This is a genomic window from Massilia sp. R2A-15, assembly GCF_030704305.1.
Taxonomy (GTDB): Bacteria; Pseudomonadota; Gammaproteobacteria; order Burkholderiales; family Burkholderiaceae_D; genus JAFCUW01.
In genome coordinates this window covers 195,489-213,280 of sequence record NZ_CP131935.1, presented here as the reverse complement: position 1 = coordinate 213,280, position 17,792 = coordinate 195,489, and the positions used below count along the sequence as shown (strand labels likewise).

The window sequence follows — 17,792 nt, the reverse complement described above, 5'->3', positions numbered from 1 at the left end:
GGTGTTACTCCGGTGATTTAGCCACGTCGCCGACTTCCACCGGCTGCGTCGTTTGCATGATCAGGCCATAGGAAACATGCTTGAACACGCGGAAAATGAACAGGGTCCCGACCTGTTCGTCGGGCAGCTTGATCATCGTCTTGCCCAGGCCGAACAAGCCCTTGCTGCCGCCCGGGTCGGCGATGGTCTTCCCGAAATGGTACAGCTGCAGCACGGCGCCGACATCGAGTCCGTCAAGCGAACCGCGATTGATGCTGACGACCTGGTTCTGGCCGGCGTAGGTCACGCCCGAATAGCTCGACAGCACGCGCGCCGCGACCGGGCGCTCCGGCGGATGCGGCACGTAGTTGCGGATCGGCGTTGGCGGCGCCGGCAGCAGGCGGTCGCCCACGCCCATCTCCTGCTTCGAGCTCGACACGGTGAAGGTGTGCACGTCCACGCCCGGCTTCGCTTCGGTGCGCAGCTTGGCGGTGCCGAGGTAGACCGCCTCGTAGGCCAGCAGACGGCCGGTGTCCGGGTCGCGCAGCGCATTGCCTGGGCGGAACACCTGGAACGAGGTGCCGCCGTTCAGCGCGCCGCGCACGTACACCTTGTCGTCCTTGCCGATATAGACATGGCCCTCTTCGGCCGCGGCGATGCGCGGCGCGGCCTCCAGTTCGTTGGTTTCCACGATCAGCGGCATCGACAGGAAGGGTTCGATCACGCCCGACGGAATCGACTGCACCGCGTCCACGCCCAGGCCCTCGGTGCGGATCTGCGGCGACAGCCGCGTAGTGCCGGCAATGCCGTCGGCGTCGTCCGAACCGGGCTTGTTCAGCGTCAGGCGCCCGGTCTTGCGGTCGAAATACACGATCTGGCCCGGATAGATCCAGTGCGGATTGCGGATCTCGTCGCGGTTCATGCCCCACACTTGCGGCCAGCACCACGGATGCTCGAGAAACTTGCCGGAAATGTCCCACAGCGTGTCGCCGCGCACCACCAGGTGCTGATCCGGCGCATTCGGACGGAACTCACATGTAGCGGCCTGAACCGGGCCCGCCGCGGCGCACGCAAATAGCGCGGCGCCTGCGATGCGTGTGCCGACTGTGATAAAATTTTTCATTGAGATGTCCGTAAAATGCGGCATGAAAACGGCATTGCTGGCTGCGCCTGGCGCCCGCCAACAAGGCTTGGGCAAAGGCACGAGCCGGCTCCTTGCATCCGGCAGACGGATGAAAAGGTTGCCCTACTGGATCAAATTCTGCACATAAATCCTTGAACTAGCAAGACAAACCACGCTCGGCCATGCCGGGTATCTGTTGCGTTTTTGTTGATTTAGGGCATTAAATTTGCGTGCGCCGTCAAACCCTTATTCAATTGTTACCGAGTTGTCCGACCTATGGCCTTACTGAACATCCTGCGCTACCCCGATCCCCGCCTGCACAAGGTGGCCAAGCCGGTCACCGAATTCGGCGATCGCCTGAGCAAGCTGGTCGCCGACATGGCCGAGACCATGTACGACGCGCCCGGCGTGGGCCTGGCCGCCAGCCAGGTCGACGTGCACGAGCAGCTGGTGCTGGTCGATATCTCCGAGACCAAGGACGACCTGAAGGTCTTCATCAATCCCGAGATCACCTGGTCCAGCGAGGAAAAGCAGGTCTACGACGAAGGCTGCCTGTCGGTGCCCGGCATTTACGACGGCGTCGAGCGCCCGGCGCGTGTGAAGGTGCGCGCGCTTGGCCTGGACGGCAAGCCGTTCGAGCTGGAAGCCGACGGCCTGATGGCGGTGTGCATCCAGCACGAGATGGACCACCTGATGGGCAAGGTGTTCGTCGAATACCTGTCCCCGCTCAAGCGCAACCGCATCAAGTCCAAGATGGTCAAGGAAGTGCGCGGCCTCGAACGCGAGGCGGCGCTCAAGGCCGCCGGCCGCCGTTACTAAGCGGCCCGGGCGCACGATGAAAGTCATCTTCGCCGGCACGCCGGAGTTTGCCGCGCAGGCGCTGGCCAGATTGCACGCGGCCGGCTTCGAGATCCCGCTGGTGCTGACCCAGCCCGACCGCCCTGCCGGCCGCGGCCTGCAGCTGCACGCGTCGGCCGTCAAGCAGTTCGCGCTGGCGCACGGCATCGAGGTGCTGCAGCCGCTGTCGCTGCGCATGGACAGCGCCGACCCGCAGCGCGCCGAAGAAGCGCGCGCCGCCCATGCGCGCCTGCTGGCAACCGACTACGACGTGATGGTGGTGGCGGCCTACGGCCTGATCCTGCCGCGCAGCACGCTCGACATCAAGCCTTGCATCAACATCCACGGTTCTCTGCTGCCGCGCTGGCGCGGCGCCGCGCCGATCCACCGCGCGATCGAAGCGGGCGACCAGGAAACCGGCGTAACGATCATGGAAATGGAAGAAGGCCTGGACACCGGGCCGATGCTGATGATCGAGCGCATCGCCATCGAAGCGGCGGACACCACCGCCAGCCTGCACGACAAGCTGGCCGCGCTGGGCGCCGAGATGATCGTCGCCGCGCTGCGCAAGATGGAACAGGGTCCGCTCGAAGCGGTGCCGCAGCCGGCCGAGGGCGTCACGTACGCGACCAAGATTGGCAAGGAAGAAGCGCGGCTCGATTTCAACCTGCCGGCGCAGGAACTGGGCCGCAAGATCCGCGCCTTCAACCCGTTCCCGGGCGCCCAGGCGCAGGTGCACGGCGTGACCATCAAGATTTGGGGAGCGGAAGTGCTGGACGCCGACAGCCGCGCGCTGCCGGGCCAGGTGCTGGCGGCCGACGCCACGCATGGCATCGTGGTCGCCTGCAAGAGCGGCACGCTGCGCCTGACCGAACTGCAAAAGCCGGGCGGCAAGCGCCTGCCGGCTGCCGAATTCCTTAAAGGGTTTCCCCTGGCGGAACTCTGTTTCGACTAGCGAAACAAGCTGATCTGTCGCACCTGCGAAGGCAGGTGCCTATGCTGAGCGTGCTTGAACTCTATCGCGTCTCAGCATAGCTCCGACATTAGTTGACCTGTGCGTCATCCTGCTCACGATGGTCCGCCATGTACTGGCGCAAAATCTGGTTGATCCGCGTCTGGTACCCCGGGCCGGCGCCCTTGAACCATTCCAGCATGTCGGTGTCGAGGCGGATCGTGACGATCTGCTTGAGCGCAACCACATTGGTTTTCGGTGCCGTCGGCCGTGTCTCCGGGACGCTTGCCGACGTTTCCCACTCCTGCGCGAATTCTTTGTTCATGTTGTTTTCCAATACGTGCTACATCATCGAGTATCGGAGTGGCGCCACGGCCACCCCCAATATTCATTTTGTAACCGCCATGTATCGTAAAGATTGCGCACGATTGGGTAATTGTATCTTTGTGTAACAATTGGCTTTTAGATACACAAAGATACATACACGGACCAGCGCCCCGCGTCTGCCGCGGCGCAATGGCCGCCGGGGCCTGCGGAAAACCGAAATGGCTCGATGACGTATAATTTTATGCTACCGCTTCCGCGCCTCCCCCATTGAAAGCCCCCAGCATGACCACTTCCACCACCGCCGCCGTTTCCCAGACCGACATCCAGCTGCGCGAGATCCTCGCGCGCCGGATCATGATCCTGGACGGGGCGATGGGCACCATCATCCAGCAGTACAAGCTGGGCGAGCGTGAATACCGCGGCGAGCGCTTCGCGAGCTTCGCCGCGCCGGAAGGCAGCGGTGCGCGCGAGCTTTTCGTCAAGGGCAACAACGAGCTGCTGACGCTGACACAGCCGCACATCATCCAGGAAATCCACGAGCGCTACCTCGCGGCCGGCGCCGACCTGATCGAGACCAACACCTTCGGCGCCACCAGCATCGCCCAGGACGACTATCACATGGGCCACCTGGCCTACGAGATGAACGTCGCCTCGGCAAGGCTGGCGCGCGCCGCCTGCGACAAATACACCAGCGCAGACAAGCCGCGCTTCGTCGCCGGCGCACTGGGCCCGACCCCGAAGACCGCCTCGATTTCGCCCGACGTCAACGACCCGGCCGCGCGCAACGTCACCTTCGACCAGCTGGTCGCGGCCTACCACGAGCAGGTGCGCGGCCTGGTCGACGGCGGCGCCGACGTGCTGCTGGTCGAGACCATCTTCGACACCCTCAACTGCAAGGCCGCGCTGTTCGCCATCGACCTGTATTACGAACAGCATCCTGGCATGGCGCGCCTGCCGCTGATGATCTCCGGGACCGTCACCGACGCCTCGGGCCGCATCCTGTCCGGCCAGACCGTGCCGGCCTTCTGGAACTCGGTGCGCCACGCCAAGCCGCTGACGATCGGCCTCAATTGCGCGCTCGGCGCCGCGCTGATGCGTCCTTACGCCGAGGAGCTGTCGCAGATCGCCGACACCTTCGTGTGCATCTACCCGAACGCCGGCCTGCCCAACCCGATGAGCGACACCGGCTTCGACGAGCTGCCGTCCGACACCTCCTCGCTGCTGCGCGAATTCGCCGACGCCGGCTTCATCAACATCGCCGGCGGCTGCTGCGGCACCACGCCGGAGCACATCGCCGCGATCGCCAACCTGCTGGCCGACACCCCGCCGCGCCAGGTACCCGAGGCGCCGGTCGCGCTGCGCCTGTCCGGCCTGGAGCCGTTCACGGTCGATGCCGACTCGCTGTTCGTCAACGTCGGCGAGCGCACCAACGTCACCGGCTCGAAAGCGTTCGCGCGCATGATCCTCAACGAGCAGTTCGACGAGGCGCTGTCGGTCGCGCGCCAACAGGTCGAAAACGGCGCCCAGGTCATCGATATCAACATGGACGAGGCGATGCTGGACTCCGTCGCGGCAATGACGCGCTTCCTGAACCTGATCGCCTCCGAGCCCGACATCTCGCGCGTGCCGGTCATGATCGACTCGTCGAAGTGGTCGGTGATCGAGGCGGGCCTGAAGTGCGTGCAGGGCAAGGCCGTCGTCAACTCGATCTCGATGAAGGAAGGCGAGGAAGAATTCATCCGCCAGGCGCGCCTGTGCCGCCGCTACGGCGCCGCGGTCATCGTCATGGCCTTCGACGAGCAGGGCCAGGCCGACACCTTCGAACGCAAGATCGAAATCTGCAAGCGCGCCTACGACGTGCTGACGCAGCAGGTCGGCTTCCCGCCCGAAGACATCATCTTCGACCCGAACATCTTCGCGATCGCCACCGGCATCGAGGAGCACAACAACTACGCGGTGGACTTCATCAATGCCACGCGCTGGATCAAGCAGAACCTGCCGCACGCGCACGTCTCGGGCGGCGTGTCGAACGTGTCGTTCTCCTTCCGCGGAAACGACCCGGCGCGCGAAGCGATCCACACCGTGTTCCTGTACCACGCGATCAAGGCCGGCATGACCATGGGGATCGTCAACGCCGGCATGATGGGCGTGTACGACGACATCCCGCTTGAACTGCGCGAACGCACCGAGGACGTGGTGCTGAACCGCCGCGAGGACGCCACCGAACGCATGATCGAGATCGCCGGCACGCTCAAGGCCGGCGGCAAGCAGGACGTGCAGAACCTGGCCTGGCGCGACGGCACGGTGCAGCAGCGCCTGTCGCACGCGCTTGTGCACGGCATCACGCAATGGATCGTCGAGGACACGGAGGAAGCGCGCCAGGAATTGCTGGCGTCGGGCGGCCGCCCGATCCACGTGATCGAAGGCCCGCTGATGGACGGCATGAACGTAGTCGGCGACCTGTTCGGCCAGGGCAAGATGTTCCTGCCGCAGGTGGTCAAGTCGGCGCGCGTGATGAAGCAGGCCGTGGCCCACCTGATCCCGTTCATTGAAGAAGAAAAGCTGGCCGAGGAAAAACGCACCGGCATCGTCGCCAAGCCGAAGGGCAAGATCGTCATCGCCACCGTCAAGGGTGACGTGCATGACATCGGCAAGAACATCGTCTCGGTGGTCCTGCAATGTAATAACTTCGAAGTCGTCAACATGGGCGTGATGGTGCCCTGCTCCGAAATCCTGGCGCGCGCCAAGGTGGAAAATGCCGACATGGTCGGCCTGTCCGGCCTGATCACGCCGTCGCTGGAAGAGATGGCGCACGTGGCGAAGGAGATGCAGCGCGACCCGCATTTCCGCATGATGAAGATCCCGCTGCTGATCGGCGGCGCCACCACCAGCCGCGCGCACACCGCGGTCAAGATCGCGCACAACTACGAAGGACCGGTGGTGTACGTGCCGGACGCATCGCGTTCGGTGTCGGTGGCGCAGGCGCTGCTCACGCCCGAAACGCGCGAGCAGTACATCGACGACATCGCGCAGGACTATGAGCGCATCCGCGAGCAGCACGCCAACAAGAAGGCGCTGCCTATCCTGCCGCTGGCCGAGGCGCGCGCCAACAAGGCCAAGCTCCCGTTCGCGCCGGTCAAGCCGAAGTTCATCGGCCGCCGCGTCATCAAGAACGTCGACCTCGCGGTGCTGGCGCGCTACATCGACTGGGGCCCGTTCTTCCAGACCTGGGACCTGGCCGGCCCGTTCCCGGCGATCCTGACCGACCCGGTGGTCGGCGAGGCTGCGTCGAAGGTGTTCGAGGAAGGCCAGGAGCTGCTGAAGAAAATTATCGAAGGCCGCTGGCTGACGGCCAACGGCGTCATCTCGCTGCTGCCTGCCAACAGCGTGAATGACGACGACATCGAGATCTATACCGATGAATCGCGCAGCGACGTCGCGCTGACCTGGTACGGCCTCCGCCAGCAGGGCGTCAAGCCGAAGGTCGACGGCGTGCAGCGGCCGAACCAGTGCCTGTCGGACTTCATCGCGCCAAAGGATTCGGGCGTGCAGGACTACATCGGCATGTTCGCCGTGACGGCCGGGCTGGGAATCGAGAAGCACGAGAAGCGCTTCGAGGACGCGCACGACGACTACTCGTCGATCATGCTCAAGTCGCTGGCCGACCGCCTGGCCGAAGCGTTCGCCGAATACCTGCACGAGCGCGTGCGCACCGACCTGTGGGGCTATGCGGCCAATGAAGACCTGTCCAACGAGGCGCTGATCGGCGAGAAGTATTCCGGCATCCGCCCGGCGCCGGGCTATCCCGCGTGCCCGGAGCACACGGTCAAGGCCGACATGTGGAAGGTGCTGCAGCCGGAGGAAATCGGCATGACGCTGACCGAGTCGTACGCGATGTCGCCGGGCGCCGCGGTATCGGGCTTCTACCTTGCGCACCCGGACTCGAAGTACTTCGTGGTCGGCAAGATCGGCGCCGACCAGGTGGCCGACATGGCGGCGCGGCGCGGCGTCGAAGGCGCGCAAATGGAAAGCTGGCTGGCGCCGAACCTGTAAGCGAAGACGGGGGTCTGGTGCTGCGCACCTGACCCCATCTTCAAATGGCCGATGCGCGCGCGGTGTCGCGCACGTTCTTCTGCACCGTGATCGCCGCGAACAGGCTCAGTACGAACGCCATCGCATAAAACCCCTTCTCGCTCGGCGCGATGGCGGCATTCCACAAGCCGACCGCGATCAGCACCACCGCCGACAGCACCGACATCCAGCACAAGCCGAAGTACATCGCCGTGACGGGCGTGCCTTCCATCCGGTCGCGCGTGGACTTCTGCAGCGAGACCGCGGCGAACAGCCCGTACAGAAGCAGCGTCAGGTAGTAGCCTTTTTCATTGAGCGCCATGCCGGCGTTCCACAGGCCGACCAGGTACATCAGCACCCCGACAATCAGCGCCAGCCAGGTGGCGCCGACAAAGGCGGAAGAAGGTTGATTGTTCATTTTGCGCTCCCAGGTGGCAAAGACATCAGCCTAGCCGCTTCTCCCGACACAGCCTTGCGCAACAGCAATGGCTATCGGTGCTCTCGCTTGAATTTTGTCAGCGCCAGCACCGCGAACAGCAGCGCGAAGCCCAGTTCCGCCGCCATGGCGGTGCCCGCCGCGTCCATGCCCAGCCCGCGCCAGGTCATCGCATCGAGCCCGTCGATCGCCCAGCGCGTCGGCACCGCCACCGTCACCTTCTGCACCCAGCCGGGGAACATGAACGACGGTACCCACGCGCCGCCCAGCATCACCATGATCAGGGTGGCGAAGACGGCGATGCCGCGCGCCGCTTCCGCCGTCTTGCCGTACGCCGCGATCAGCAGCCCGAAGCTGGCTGTCAGCAAGCCGAAGCACACCGCCACGCCAAGGAAGCCAGCCAGGTTAGTGATATGGACGCCGAACACGCCGGCCGCAAACGCGAACATCACGCACAGCAGGGCGACCGAGATGATCGCGCCCGACGCGGCCCGCGCCAGCAGCACGGTCGTCAGCGTCACCGGCGCGGCCAGCAAGCGGTTCCAGATGCCGCTGCGGCGCGCCTGCAGGATCTCGATGCCCATGTTCACGCCGAGGAACAGGATGAACTGCACTCCCATGCCGGCGAACGAATGCGCGTAGCCGTTGTATCCGGCCTCCTTCGGCCCCAGGCTGACCTGCTGGTCGCTGGTGGTGAACGGCATCGACAGCCCGCCCGCCTTCCCGCCCGTCCGCTGCACCTCGGGCCGCGCCTGAAATTTCTGCAGGCTGCCCAGGAAGTCCTTGAGCGAGGGGTCCGCCCCGGCCGCCTGTTCCAGCTGCTTGATGCTCTTGTCGGTGAACGCCTTGCCGGCCTTCCCTCCGAACATCTCCGAGCTCACCACCTGCATGACCTGCTGCGTCAGCAGGCCCTTGACCATCGCCAGCACCGCCTGCTGCGACGGGTCGTACAGCACGTCGATGCGCGGCTTCTCGCCGGAGCCGAACAGCGCCGAACCGGCCGCCTCGCCGAAGCCTGGCGGAATAATGATGGCCGCTTTCTGCTTGCCCCTGCCGACCGCTTCGCGCGCCTGATCGGCACTCATGTCGGTGATGCGCAGCGTGGTGTCGGCCTTGAGCGCGGCGACGATCTTTGCGCCGATTTCGCCGCTATCCTGCTGGACCAGCGCGACATCGATGGCGCCGCCCTTGGCCGGCCCCGGTCCGCCGAACAGGTAGCCGAAAAAGGTGGCAATCAGGATCGGCAGCACCAGGTTGACGAGCAGCGCGCGGCGATCCGACAGGAACAGGATCAGGTCTTTGCGTACGAGTGCGAGGAATGCGGTCATGTCAGTCGCGCAGCGAGCGCCCGGTGAGGTTGAGGAAAATGTCTTCGAGCTTGGTCTGCGCGGTGGCGAAGTGCAGCGGGCGCACTCCCTGGCGCTCCAGGTAGCCCATCACCGGCAGCGCGTCGTCGGTCGAGGCCAGCAGGATGTCGATCCGCCCCCCTTCGCCATTCGCGGACGTCACGCCGTGCAGCGCACGCACGCCGTCGAGCAGTATCTGCGGCGCGGCGTCGTGCAGGTCGATGCGCAGGGCCGCTTGCGCCGGCAGGCGCCGGTGCAGCGCGGCCGGGCTCTCGTCGGCCAGCACCTTGCCGTGGTCGATGATGACGATGTGGTCGGCCAGCCGTTCGACTTCTTCCATGTAGTGGCTGGTGTAGATCAGCGAGCTGCCCATGCGCTTCAACTGTTCGAGCGTGTCGAAGATGGCGTTGCGGCTTTGCGGATCGACGCCCACCGTCGGCTCGTCGAGGATCAGGAGCTGCGGGTCGTGCATCAGCGCGGCCGCGATATTCAGGCGCCGCTTCATCCCGCCCGAGAACGTGGCCGGCTTCTCGCCGGCGCGGTCGAGCAGGTTGACCAGCGCCAGCACCTCGTCGCAGCGGCGCTTCGCGTCCGCGCCGCGGAGGCCGTACAGCGCGGCGAACAGCTTGAGGTTCTCGCGCGCCGGCAGGTCGTCGTACAGCGCCAGGTCCTGCGGCACGAAGCCGATCTTTCGCTTGGCGCCGGACAGGCCTTGCGTGACCGGCTCGCCATCGAGCTCCACGCTGCCGGCGTCGGGACGAAGCAGGCCGCAGATCATGCTGACGGTGGACGATTTGCCGGCGCCGTTGGGGCCGATCAGGCCGACGGTCTGGCCGGCATGCACATTGAACGAGACGTCATCGACCGCGCGGCGGGCGCCGTACGATTTGGTCAGGTGTGAAACATTGAGAAGAACAGAAGCCATGGCGGCGATCCCCGAATAGACAGTGAAGCAAGTGTAGCGGGCCGCGCACGGCTTGGCCCATTACATTTGTCACCACTTGCCAGGGAATGTCGTACCAGCGAAGGCTGGCACCCATGCTGAGCGGAATAAGTTAGGTACCTGCCTGCGCAGGTACGACAGGCCTAAATCGCGTAGCGCACCACGTTGTCGCTCCACGAATACGCGGCGACTTCGAACTCCACCAGCTCTTCGCTGGAAATGGCCAGCTGCTTGAGCGTCGGCAGCACCATGTCCTCGCCGGATTCCATCTGCTCGATCGATTCGGCCAGTTTGAGCAGCTCGCCGAAGAAGCCGGTGCGGTGCACCAGCGCCGCCGCCACTTCGTCGATCACCGGGATCTGCGCCACGATCTCCTCCATCTTCATGCCGAACAGCGCGTCCATCAGCGACATGATGCCCACCGTGAAGGCGACGTCGGCGACGTTGCGCTGGCTCGGACGCAGGCGCTTGGCCAGCAGTTCGAGCAGGCGCCCGCGCGTGGTGGCGAGCATCAGCAGCGGCGAGGCGCTGTGGCCGCGCTGCGCCGGGTCGGCGTAGAGCATGATCTGCAGCCAGCGCTGCAACTGGCGCCGTCCCAGCACGATCAGCGCCTGGCTGACCGAGTCGATCTTCTGGCGCATGCCGACCGCCGGCGTGTTCACCAGCCGCAGCAGGTTCAGCGCCAGCGTCACGTCGCCCTTGACGGCGCGTTCGATCTCGATGTTCTCGGCATCCGAGCTCACCAGCGTCAACAGCTGGGTGATGGCCATCTGCGATGGCGTCAGCTTGCGCCCGCCGATCACCATCGGCTTGCAGAAGTAGTACCCCTGGAAGTAATCGAAGCCCAGCTCGCGGCAGCAGTCGTACTCGGCGCGCGTCTCGATCTTTTCGGCGACCAGCTTCTTGTTATCGCGCTTGAAGCGGGGCGCCAGTTGCTGCAGCGCCGACGGCGTCAGCGCGCGCGTGTCGACCTTGATGAAATCGGCCATCGGCAGCAGCCGCTCGAAGTCCGGGTTGGCGGCGCCATCGTCCAGGGCGAAGCGGAAGCCGTGGCCGGCCAGTTGCGCCATGCGGTCCACCAGCGCGGCGCTGGCCTCGACCGTGTCGACCAGTTCGAGCACCAGCTTTTCGCGCGGCAGGAAGACGAAAATGTCGCTCATCAGGACGTCCGCATCGACGTTCAGGAACGCCTGGGCGTCGCCGATGACCCGGTCCAGCCCGAGCTGCCCCGCGTGCGCGATGACGGCGGCGGTGGCCGACATCCCGCTGGCGATGCTCGCGCCGCCCGCCGGCGCGCCGCGAAACAGCAGCTCGTAGCCGAACAGTGCCTGGTTGCGGTCCAGGATAGGCTGGCGCCCCAGGTAGAAGTCGCGCACGCCGAATTCTTTCGAAGCGTGGGAAGTGCTGGCGTAGTCGGTCATCGCAGTCGTCGCAGGAACGGAGAATGGGCTTACTTTACCCCATTCTCTTGCATTGGTGAATTTTTGTCATCAAGCAAGCAAAAATATTCTGTTCTTTTGACCAACAATTACGCCAGCGGCGCGCCATCGACAAACACTTTCAGTTCGCCGGGGCGAAATTCGGTCCAGGTCTCGTTGGTGGTCAGCGGCTCGGTGACGATGATGGCGACCCGGTCCTCGGGCGTGGTGACTTGCGAAAAATCGACGCTCACGTCCTCGTCCGACAGCCTGGCGGTGACGAACGGGTACTGGCGCACCACGTAGCACAGCCTGGTGGAGCAGTGCGCGAACAGGGCCGAGCCGTCCGACAGCATCAGGTTGAACGCGCCGTGCGCGGCGATGCCGGCCACCAGTTCGGCCAGCGCAGCGCGCAACTGGTCCAGCGGCGGCGCCGTGTCGCCGAAGCGCGCGCGCAGTTGCTGCAGGAGGTAGCAGAACGCCAGTTCGCTGTCGGTGTTGCCGACGGGGCGGAACGGGCCGTCGAGCAAGGGCGCAAATTCCTTCAGGTCGCCGTTGTGGGCGAACACCCAGTAGCGGCCCCACAGTTCCCGCACGAACGGATGGCAATTCTCCAGCGCGACATGGCCTTGCGTGGCCTTGCGGATGTGCGCGATGACGTTCTTCGATTTGATCGGGTAATTCTTGATCAGTTCCGCGATCGGCGACTCGACAGCGGCCTGGTGGTCGACGAAATGGCGCACGCCGGCCCCTTCGAAAAATGCGATGCCCCAGCCGTCATGGTGGGTGTCGGTGTGGCCGCCGCGCTTGGCGAAGCCGGTGAAGCTGAAGACAATGTCGGTCGGGACATTGCAGTTCATTCCGAGGAGTTGGCACATGGTATCGAGCATACCATGTCAGGTGGAATACCGGTCGTCGCACCTGCGAAGGCAGGTGCCCATGCTGAATACGCTTTCCCAGTACTCTGCGCTCAGCATGGGTACCTGCCTGCGCAGATACTGTGGTCCCTAATTTTTTGCAAGCGCCATTTTTGGATCGAAGCGTGCGTTACTCTTCAGTACCGCCATCATCCAATGGATCAGCTTGCGCATGACTGCGACCAACGCGACTTTACCCCCTTTGCCTGCAGCTCGAAGTCGCGCGTAGAGCGCTTGGGCAGCTGGATTGAACCGAATCGCGGTCATCGCCGGGCAGTACAATATTTTGCGTAGTCGTCCATGTCCTAGCTTGCACAAGTGTGATTTGCCGTGCACCGAATCGCCGGACTGATTATGTTCCGGTGATAGTCCTACGAACGCCACCATCTGGCGGATATTATCAAAGCGGTCTACAGGAAGCCACGCAAGAAAATAACTGCTAACCCGTTCCCCCACCCCGGGAATACTGCGTAGGAGTTCCTGTTGATTCCGCAGTCCGGGGTGGCGGTCGATATGATCGCGGATTTTTTGCGTCAATAATGCTTCCTCTTCCTTCAAAGTCAGCAATATGCGATCGACCGATTCCAACGCTTGGCCCGCCGCTTCGTGACGCCGATTCTGCTCCTGCACATGCATGCCTTGAACCGCTTCCAGGCGCGCGATGAGGCGCTGCAACTCCCGCACTTCCGTCGCGGGAGGCTCCCAGAGGACCAACTTCTTGGATTGCTCGCCAAATCGGGCGATCAACTCGGCATCAGCTCGGTCAGTCTTTTGTCTGCGCATCTCAGATTGGCCAAAAGCTTTAATTTGCAAAGGATTGACGACGCTGACCAAATATCCAGCGTCAAACATGGCATGCGCCAGAGCTTCGTAATACTGGCTGGTCGCTTCCATCACCACGCGACACTCATTCGCCGAAATACCCTGCTCGACGAGCCAATCGCAAAGCGCCTGAAAGCCAACGGGCGAATTTTCAAATGCCTTGTTACGAATCTTGCCCGTTTTTCCCGACAGCCAAGCCAAGTCAAATTTACGCTTTGCGATATCGATTCCGACTACTTCCATGGCAGCCTCCCCCATCCGCTGGTGATTTCGCTAGGACTTTATCTCGTGCATCCTTAAGAACACAGGCTCGCAGCCTCAGATACTGTTCGCACTCTGCGATAAAGGGAAGGACATGCGGCTTATCTGCGTCAACAGGCTCGAAGCCTCGGGTACGACTCAGCCTACATGCCCTTCGTTTTCCAAGCGTCCTCAGAAATCATAACGTGTTCCACAGCGTATAAGGTACGACGCATTCGGGCTGTGCCTAGTGCAGCAATACTGGCTGGCTCATCAGTGAATCGTAGGAGCCGAGGAAGTCGTCGATCTCTTCCATCGTCGGTTCGCTGGCGATCAGGTTGTTGACGTCGCGCCGGAGCCGGTGAAGCTGAAGACAATGTCGGTCGGGACATTGCAGTTCATTCCGAGGAGTTGGCACATGGTATCGAGCATACCATGTCAGATGAAATACCGGTCGTCGCACCTGCGAAGGCAGGTGCCCATGCTGAATACGCTTTCCCAGTACGCTACGCTCAGCATGGGTACCTGCGTGCGCAGGTACGACGCATTCGGGTTGTGCCTAGTGCAGCAGCACTGGCTGGCTCATCAGTGAATCGTAGGAGCCGAGGAAGTCGTCGATCTCTTCCATCGTCGGTTCGCTGGCGATCAGGTTGTTGACGTCGCGCCGGAACGATTGGGCGAGCTTTCCACCGATAAACGCTTCGCGCCGGCCGGACTTGTCGACGATCTCGTAACCGCCAAAACGCAAGGCTTCGAGATTGTGGTCGACGCCGAACTCGACGACGCTGTACTGCTCGCTGTTGTAGATCATGTTCATGGTGACTCCTCTCGATCAGACGGTTAAGCAGGCTGACGTTCCGCTCCGCCTCCATAACGAGGTGGGGCTGGCCGGTCCGATTTCAAGGGTGCAGGTCCGGCGTCAGTTCCAACAGCTGATCGTATGGCGCTTGCAAAAGCCACGATCTCAACTGATCAAGGTGACCTGTGGTTGCCACTCCGATATACAACCGTTCGGGGCGACGCCGCAGGAGACGATTTAATGTTACACGCAAAACGAGATTGCCGGTGCAGCACAGGCAACCGGGCGCGATGCGTTCCAGCCACAGGGTGGCGGAAGGGAGAAGGATGGTGTGGCCGTCAGGCAAACCTTCGAGCAGGACGGCGGTGGCGGGATGGCTTGACGAGGTAAGTTGCGCGGCGATCAGCCGCTCACGCGCGCCGGCGTCGGCGCCGGTGACCAGCGTGGTGATCACCCGGGCCGGCGCGGCGCCGCCGGTCATCCGCCTTTTTTGGCCAGCTTGCCCGGCTCGACGCCGAGCTGCTTGAGCTTGCGGTACAGGTGGGTACGTTCGAGGCCGGTCTTTTCGGCCACCCGCGTCATGCTGCCGCCTTCGCGCCCGAGATGGTGTTCGAAATACATGCGCTCGAAGGCGTCGCGCGCCTCGCGCAGCGGCAGGTCGAAACTGAGGTTGTGGCCCTGCTGCTCGCCGTTCGGCAGGCCGCCCATGCGCGGCGCGGCGCCGGCCGACTGCAGCGACTGCGCCGTGAACAGCGCCGACGGCGCGACGCTCTCCTCGGCTTGGGGCGCGATCATCGGGCGCGCCGCGGCGACCGGCGCGCGCGGCGCTTCCTGCGCGCGGGTCAGGCCCTGCTGCACCGCCTTGAGCAGCTTTTGCAGCGCGATCGGCTTTTCGAGGAAATTGAGCGCGCCGATTCGGGTCGCCTCGACCGCGGTGTCGATCGTCGCATGGCCCGACATCATGATGACCGGCATGGTCAGGAGGCCGTCGCGCTGCCACTCCTTGAGCAAGGTCACGCCGTCGGTGTCGGGCATCCAGATGTCGAGCAGCACCAGGTCCGGCGCGCCGGCATTGCGCGCGTCGCGCGCCTGCTGTGCGTTTTCGGCGAGCTGGATCGCATGGCCTTCATCGCCCAGGATCTCCGAGAGCAGCTCGCGGATGCCCATTTCATCATCAACTACGAGAATGTTTGCCATCTGTGTGTATGCCTTCTTTGATATACGCCCCCCGGATGCGCCCTGCGCAGCGGTCGATAAACGGTATTCTAAGTGCGATTGTATGTGCGCAGCGGCGTTTATGCCATATTTGCGGCCTCAGGCGCTAACTTTAACAGCAAAATCAGGACCGACGCGCCGGATCCGTCCTGCCGGTTCTGGATGTCGATGCGTCCGCCGTGTTCATCGATGATTTTTTTCACCATCGGCAGCCCCAGCCCGGTGCCGCGCGCTTTCGACGTGACGTAGGGCTCGAACGCGCGCGACAGGATGCGCGGCGCGAAGCCCGGGCCGTTGTCGACGATCGCCAGGCGCACCGCGGTGCCCTGCCCGCCCTCGGCGTTCTGGTAATAGATCGCCTCGGTGGTCAGGTCGATGCGGGCCGGCGGCGCGCCTGGCGGACGCTCGCCCATCGCATCCTGCGCGTTGGCCAGCAGGTTGTGGATCACCTGGCGCAGCTGGGTCGCGTCGCCCATCACCGCCGGCAGGTCCGGCGCCAGCTTCGCGTGGATGATGTCGGTCTCGTCGCCGGCCAGGTACAGGTCGAGGATGTCGCCGATCAGGCGGTTCAGGTCGAGCCGCTGCAGCACCGCCGGCGGCGCCTTGGCATAGTCGCGGAAGTCGTCGACCATGCGCTTCATCGCGTCGACCTGGTTGACGATGGTGCTGGTGCTGCGGTGGAGCAGCTCGGCGTCGGCCGGCGCCAGGTGGCCCTCCAGCTTCATCTGCAGGCGTTCGGCCGACAGCTGGATCGGCGTCAGCGGGTTCTTGATTTCGTGCGCCAGCCGGCGCGCCACCTCGCCCCAGGCCACCGAGCGCTGGGCCGAGATCACGTCCGAGATATCGTCGAACACCACGATGTAGCCGCTGCCGGCGCCCACCGGCAGGCGCGAGCCGCGCGCCAGCAAGGTGATGTCGTGGTCGTCCGCGGTGCCGACCCGGCGCGGGATCTCGATCTCCTGCTGCCAGTGGGTGCGCTGGCGCGCGCCGCCGGCGGCCGACTGCGCGCTCTGCGCCGAGAAGGCGCGCGTGGCGGCGCCGGCGAACACTTCCAGGCCTTCGATCTCGGACAGCGCGCGGCCCTGGTGCGCGCCGACCTCGCTGAGCAGGATGCGGTCGGCCGCGTCGTTGGCGTTGACCACGTTGAAGTCGGAGTCGAGCACGATCACGCCGGCCGACATGTTGGCAAGCACCGACTCGAGGTGGACCTTGGCGCTTTGCAGCGCGGCGCGGTTGCGCTCGACCGCGCTGCGCGCTTCGAACAGCTGGCCGGTCATGGCGTTGAACGACTGGGTCAGGGTGCCCAGTTCGTCGGACGTTTCGACGATCGGGCGCGGCGACAGGTCGCCCTCGGCCACCGCGCGCGTGCCTTCGGCCAGCACCAGCAGCGGCGCCGCCAGGTTAGACGCGATCAGGAAGGCGCTGGCGACGGCGCCGAAGATCGCCAGCAGCAGCGTCAGCGTCAGCGTCACGATGTACATCTTGCGCAGGCCCACGCGGGCCACGAAGCGCGACTTGTATTCGCTGTTGGCGTTGCGCAGCACCTCGGCGTTGGTGGCCAGGTTGACCGGCACCGACTGCAGCAGCTGCAGGAAGTGCGGCGCGGTGCCCGGCGGCTCCGGCACCGCCATCACGGCGCGCATGCGCAGCCCGGTGGCCGCGTCGAGCCCGTCGGAGGCGGCAGATGCGGCTTCCTTGAAGTCGCGCTCGATGCCGCCTTCGGACTGCATGAAGCCGCTCGGCATCATGGCCTGCTTGATCATGGCCGGCGTCGGCAGGTCGGCCGCCATGTTGGCGTTCTTGTCGTCGGACGCGGCCACCAGCAGCTTGCCGTCGGCGTCCACCAGCATCGCGCTCTGGATGCCGTCCTGCTCGCTGACGATGCGGTTCAGGATCGCCTGCGACGCCGGGCCGTCCTGCCCGGCCAGCGTGGCGCTGGCCACCTGGGTGTTGGCGCCCAGTTCGGCCAGCGCCTGGTCGAGCGCCGCCACCCCGAGGTCGAGGCCGGACTTGAGCGCGGCCTCGATCTTCACGTCGAACCACGATTCGATCGAATTGGACACGAACAGCACCGAGACCAGGAAGATCACCAGGCCAGGCAGGATGCCGATCATGGCGAACAGCAGCACCAGGCGCGCCATCAGGCGCGAGCCGAATTTGCCGGCCCTGAAGCGTGCGTACAGGCGGCCCAGCGCGACCACCACGAAGATCAGGAGCGCGCCGGCGACGGCGGCGTTCAGGCCGAGCAGCCAGGAATAGTAGCGGTCGAGGAAGCTGGAATTTTCGGACGCGGTGGCGAGCAGGAACAGCAGGATGCTGACCAAAGCTCCGCCGACGATCACGCCATACCGCAAGGCTTGCTTCACC

The 17,792-nt window shown here is 64.4% G+C and carries 15 protein-coding genes and 2 pseudogenes; 3 read left to right on the top strand and 14 right to left on the bottom strand.

Features of this window, described 5'->3' with window-relative positions; genetic code table 11:
* Positions 1-4 precede the first annotated feature (4 nt).
* Positions 5-1,102, bottom strand: coding sequence for a LysM peptidoglycan-binding domain-containing protein (locus Q4S45_RS00950; protein WP_305508283.1), 1,098 nt, complete (start codon positions 1,100-1,102; stop codon positions 5-7).
* A 276-nt stretch (positions 1,103-1,378) separates the two neighbouring features.
* Between Q4S45_RS00950 and def the strand changes: the two genes are divergently transcribed.
* Positions 1,379-1,921 carry a peptide deformylase gene (def, locus tag Q4S45_RS00945; RefSeq protein ID WP_305508281.1) on the top strand — a complete coding sequence of 181 codons (543 nt, stop codon included), beginning with the start codon at positions 1,379-1,381 and terminating at the stop codon, positions 1,919-1,921.
* A 16-nt stretch (positions 1,922-1,937) separates the two neighbouring features.
* On the top strand, positions 1,938-2,894 hold the full coding sequence (fmt, locus tag Q4S45_RS00940; RefSeq protein WP_305508280.1) for a methionyl-tRNA formyltransferase: 957 nt from the start codon (positions 1,938-1,940) through the stop codon (positions 2,892-2,894).
* Between the two features lie 88 nt (positions 2,895-2,982).
* Here fmt and Q4S45_RS00935 read toward each other — a convergent pair whose 3' ends face one another.
* The gene (locus tag Q4S45_RS00935; protein ID WP_305508278.1) at positions 2,983-3,216 is read right to left on the bottom strand and encodes a BrnA antitoxin family protein; all 234 of its coding nucleotides are present in this window, start codon (positions 3,214-3,216) and stop codon (positions 2,983-2,985) included.
* 284 nt (positions 3,217-3,500) lie between these two features.
* Here Q4S45_RS00935 and metH point away from each other — a divergent pair, with 284 nt between their 5' ends.
* Positions 3,501-7,271, top strand: a complete 3,771-nt coding sequence (gene metH / locus Q4S45_RS00930; protein WP_305508276.1) for a methionine synthase — start codon at positions 3,501-3,503, stop codon at positions 7,269-7,271.
* 40 nt (positions 7,272-7,311) lie between these two features.
* On the opposite strand, the gene yiaA is transcribed toward metH, so the two are convergent.
* From yiaA to Q4S45_RS00870, 12 genes and pseudogenes are all read right to left on the bottom strand, one after another.
* Entirely contained in the window at positions 7,312-7,707 is a 396-nt protein-coding gene (gene yiaA / locus Q4S45_RS00925; RefSeq protein ID WP_305508274.1) for an inner membrane protein YiaA, read from the bottom strand.
* Positions 7,708-7,778: 71 nt separating this feature from the next.
* Positions 7,779-9,053, bottom strand: a complete 1,275-nt coding sequence (locus Q4S45_RS00920; RefSeq protein ID WP_305508272.1) for an ABC transporter permease — start codon at positions 9,051-9,053, stop codon at positions 7,779-7,781.
* Between the two features lies 1 nt (position 9,054).
* Positions 9,055-9,996: an ABC transporter ATP-binding protein gene (locus Q4S45_RS00915; RefSeq protein ID WP_305508270.1), complete on the bottom strand. Its 942-nt coding sequence runs from the start codon at positions 9,994-9,996 to the stop codon at positions 9,055-9,057.
* Positions 9,997-10,157: 161 nt separating this feature from the next.
* Positions 10,158-11,435 carry an EAL and HDOD domain-containing protein gene (locus tag Q4S45_RS00910; RefSeq protein WP_305508268.1) on the bottom strand — a complete coding sequence of 426 codons (1,278 nt, stop codon included), beginning with the start codon at positions 11,433-11,435 and terminating at the stop codon, positions 10,158-10,160.
* A 107-nt stretch (positions 11,436-11,542) separates the two neighbouring features.
* Positions 11,543-12,310 carry a class II glutamine amidotransferase gene (locus tag Q4S45_RS00905; protein WP_305508266.1) on the bottom strand — a complete coding sequence of 256 codons (768 nt, stop codon included), beginning with the start codon at positions 12,308-12,310 and terminating at the stop codon, positions 11,543-11,545.
* A 129-nt stretch (positions 12,311-12,439) separates the two neighbouring features.
* Positions 12,440-13,414: an IS110 family transposase gene (locus Q4S45_RS00900; RefSeq protein WP_305505521.1), complete on the bottom strand. Its 975-nt coding sequence runs from the start codon at positions 13,412-13,414 to the stop codon at positions 12,440-12,442.
* A gap of 244 nt (positions 13,415-13,658) precedes the next feature.
* Positions 13,659-13,766 (bottom strand): annotated as a pseudogene (locus Q4S45_RS00895) (DUF3567 family protein); the annotation flags it as partial.
* A gap of 2 nt (positions 13,767-13,768) precedes the next feature.
* Positions 13,769-13,831: pseudogene (locus tag Q4S45_RS00890) on the bottom strand (class II glutamine amidotransferase); the annotation flags it as partial.
* A 139-nt stretch (positions 13,832-13,970) separates the two neighbouring features.
* Positions 13,971-14,228, bottom strand: coding sequence for a DUF3567 domain-containing protein (locus Q4S45_RS00885; protein ID WP_054266260.1), 258 nt, complete (start codon positions 14,226-14,228; stop codon positions 13,971-13,973).
* A gap of 82 nt (positions 14,229-14,310) precedes the next feature.
* Positions 14,311-14,691 carry a GTPase gene (locus Q4S45_RS00880; RefSeq protein WP_305508258.1) on the bottom strand — a complete coding sequence of 127 codons (381 nt, stop codon included), beginning with the start codon at positions 14,689-14,691 and terminating at the stop codon, positions 14,311-14,313.
* Positions 14,688-15,407 carry a response regulator gene (locus tag Q4S45_RS00875; protein ID WP_305508256.1) on the bottom strand — a complete coding sequence of 240 codons (720 nt, stop codon included), beginning with the start codon at positions 15,405-15,407 and terminating at the stop codon, positions 14,688-14,690. Before Q4S45_RS00875 ends, Q4S45_RS00880 begins: the two co-directional genes overlap by 4 nt.
* Positions 15,408-15,505: 98 nt before the next feature.
* Positions 15,506-17,791: an ATP-binding protein gene (locus tag Q4S45_RS00870; protein WP_305508254.1), complete on the bottom strand. Its 2,286-nt coding sequence runs from the start codon at positions 17,789-17,791 to the stop codon at positions 15,506-15,508.
* Position 17,792 lies beyond the last annotated feature (1 nt).

Excerpts from the sequence above, each read along its gene's own strand:
- def (WP_305508281.1), top strand. The coding sequence starts at position 1,379 with ATGGCCTTACTGAACATCCTGCGCTACCCCGATCCCCGCCTGCACAAG.
- Q4S45_RS00920 (WP_305508272.1), bottom strand. The coding sequence starts at position 9,053 with ATGACCGCATTCCTCGCACTCGTACGCAAAGACCTGATCCTGTTCCTG.
- Q4S45_RS00875 (WP_305508256.1), bottom strand. The coding sequence starts at position 15,407 with ATGGCAAACATTCTCGTAGTTGATGATGAAATGGGCATCCGCGAGCTG.
- Q4S45_RS00900 (WP_305505521.1), bottom strand. The coding sequence starts at position 13,414 with ATGGAAGTAGTCGGAATCGATATCGCAAAGCGTAAATTTGACTTGGCT.
- Q4S45_RS00905 (WP_305508266.1), bottom strand. The coding sequence starts at position 12,310 with ATGTGCCAACTCCTCGGAATGAACTGCAATGTCCCGACCGACATTGTC.
- Q4S45_RS00880 (WP_305508258.1), bottom strand. The coding sequence starts at position 14,691 with ATGACCGGCGGCGCCGCGCCGGCCCGGGTGATCACCACGCTGGTCACC.
- Q4S45_RS00935 (WP_305508278.1), bottom strand. The coding sequence starts at position 3,216 with ATGAACAAAGAATTCGCGCAGGAGTGGGAAACGTCGGCAAGCGTCCCG.
- Q4S45_RS00915 (WP_305508270.1), bottom strand. The coding sequence starts at position 9,996 with ATGGCTTCTGTTCTTCTCAATGTTTCACACCTGACCAAATCGTACGGC.
- Q4S45_RS00910 (WP_305508268.1), bottom strand. The coding sequence starts at position 11,435 with ATGACCGACTACGCCAGCACTTCCCACGCTTCGAAAGAATTCGGCGTG.
- metH (WP_305508276.1), top strand. The coding sequence starts at position 3,501 with ATGACCACTTCCACCACCGCCGCCGTTTCCCAGACCGACATCCAGCTG.
- Q4S45_RS00885 (WP_054266260.1), bottom strand. The coding sequence starts at position 14,228 with ATGAACATGATCTACAACAGCGAGCAGTACAGCGTCGTCGAGTTCGGC.
- fmt (WP_305508280.1), top strand. The coding sequence starts at position 1,938 with ATGAAAGTCATCTTCGCCGGCACGCCGGAGTTTGCCGCGCAGGCGCTG.
- Q4S45_RS00950 (WP_305508283.1), bottom strand. The coding sequence starts at position 1,102 with ATGAAAAATTTTATCACAGTCGGCACACGCATCGCAGGCGCCGCGCTA.
- yiaA (WP_305508274.1), bottom strand. The coding sequence starts at position 7,707 with ATGAACAATCAACCTTCTTCCGCCTTTGTCGGCGCCACCTGGCTGGCG.